The 1,907-nt window shown below is 68.9% G+C and carries 2 protein-coding genes; both read left to right on the top strand.

Annotated elements, in window-relative coordinates; all coding sequences use genetic code 11:
* Positions 1 to 130: 130 nt before the first annotated feature.
* Positions 131 to 745: a phosphonate C-P lyase system protein PhnH gene (gene phnH / locus APY03_RS00010; RefSeq protein ID WP_068672690.1), complete on the top strand. Its 615-nt coding sequence runs from the start codon at positions 131 to 133 to the stop codon at positions 743 to 745.
* Positions 746 to 749: 4 nt separating this feature from the next.
* Positions 750 to 1,847: a carbon-phosphorus lyase complex subunit PhnI gene (locus APY03_RS00005; RefSeq protein ID WP_068672689.1), complete on the top strand. Its 1,098-nt coding sequence runs from the start codon at positions 750 to 752 to the stop codon at positions 1,845 to 1,847.
* Positions 1,848 to 1,907 lie beyond the last annotated feature (60 nt).

The raw sequence follows: 1,907 nt of genomic DNA, 5'->3' as shown, positions 1-1,907 counted from the left end.
AAGAAAGTGACTCGCCCGCCGGGGCGAACTCCCGGCTCCGCACTCAGACCAGCAGCAACGTACGAATCGACAGCACAAGCCAACCCCCCAGCCGCAATGAGAACCGCGAGCGAGGTTTCTGAGCACCACCATGAGCACCCATGATCTCTCCGCCATCGGCGCAGGCTTCTCCGACCTCGCGCTCGGCAGCCAGGCCGTGTTCCGCGCCGCGCTGGAGGCGCTATCGCACCCGGGCCGCATCGTCGACCTGCCGCATGACGCGCAAGTGCCTTCGCGCGGACATGCGGCTTCCGCCGCCCTGCTGCTCGCACTGCTCGACCCGGACTGCAAGCTGTGGCTTTCGCCCTCACTCGCAGCCAGCGACGCAGCGGCATGGCTGCGCTTCCATAGCGGCTGCACGCTGGTGGACGATCCGGCCCAGGCCCAGTTCGCATGGATTGCGAGCAGCGACGAGGCGCCTGCCCTGGAGCGCTTCGCGCAGGGCACGGACGTCGCGCCCGAGCAGTCCGCCACCTGCGTGGTGGACGTGCCTTCGCTGGCCGATGGCGACGACAACGAAGGCTGGACCCTGCGCGGCCCCGGCATCCGCACGCAGACGCGCCTGTGCGTCGACGGCCTGCCCAGCGACATGGCGCACCGCCTGGTGGCGCAGGCAGCCTTCCCGCGCGGCGTGGACCTGTTCCTCGCGACGCAGCACCAGATCGTCGGCTTGCCGCGCACCACTCACATCGAGCTGGAGGACTGAGCCGATGTACGTCGCAGTCAAGGGCGGTGAAGCCGCCATCCTCCAGAGCTATCGGCTGCTGGCCGAGCAGCGCCGCGGCGACGGTGCCACGCCCGAGCTTTCCGTCACGCAGATCCGTGAGCAGCTCAAGCTGGCCGTCGACCGCGTGATGACCGAGGGCTCGGTGTACGACCCGGAGCTCGCCGCGCTTGCCATCAAGCAGGCAGCGGGTGACCTGGTCGAGGCCATCTTCCTGCTGCGCGCCTACCGCGCCACGCTGCCGCGCCTGGGCATGAGTGTGCCGCTGGACACCGCGCGCATGCAGCTGGATCGCCGCATCTCCGCCACCTTCAAGGACCTGCCCGGCGGGCAGGTGCTGGGCCCGACCTACGACTACACGCAGCGGCTGCTCGACTTCACCTTGCTCGCCAACGGCGAGGCACCTGCGCGCACCGAGGCAGCCGCGACGACGCTGATGGAAGCGCCCGCCGCCATGCCGCGCGTGGTGGACCTGCTCAACCACGAGCGCCTGATCGAGACCCGCTCCGTGCCCCCCGGCGATCCCGCGCCGGTGGACCTGACGCGCGAACCGCTGCGCTTTCCCGCCGACCGGGCCACCCGCCTGCAGAACCTCGCGCGCGGCGACGAAGGCTTCCTGCTCGCGATGGCCTATTCGACCCAGCGCGGCTACTCCCACAGCCATCCCTTCGTCGGCGAGATCCGCGTTGGCAGCGTGGCGCTGGAGCTGGCGCCGGAGGAGCTGGGTTTTCCGATCTCCATCGGGGATCTGGAGATCACCGAGTGCGAGATGGTCAACCAGTTCGCCGGCAGCAAGACCGAACCGCCGCAGTTCACCCGCGGCTATGGACTGGCCTTCGGCCACAGCGAGCGCAAGGCGATGGCGATGAGCCTCGTCGACCGTGCGCTGCGTGCGGACGAGCTTGGGGAGACGGTCGAGTCGCCGGCGCAGATGCAGGAGTTCGTGCTTTCGCACAGCGACAGTCTGGAAGCGTCGGGGTTCGTGCAGCATCTGAAGCTGCCGCATTACGTGGACTTCCAGGCTGAGCTCGAGTTGGTGCGGCGCATGCGAGGTGGCGATGTGGCGAAGGACGGTGGCGAATGAGGCGTTGTGCTTTGGTTGATTCCGGGGCCGGGATTTCGCCCCGGCGGGCGAGTCACTTTC

This window comes from Variovorax sp. WDL1, from assembly GCF_001541225.1.
In the GTDB taxonomy this organism is placed as follows: domain Bacteria; phylum Pseudomonadota; class Gammaproteobacteria; order Burkholderiales; family Burkholderiaceae_C; genus Variovorax.
The sequence above is the reverse complement of the archived record's forward strand: the minus strand, read 5'-3'. Positions and strand labels throughout refer to the sequence as shown.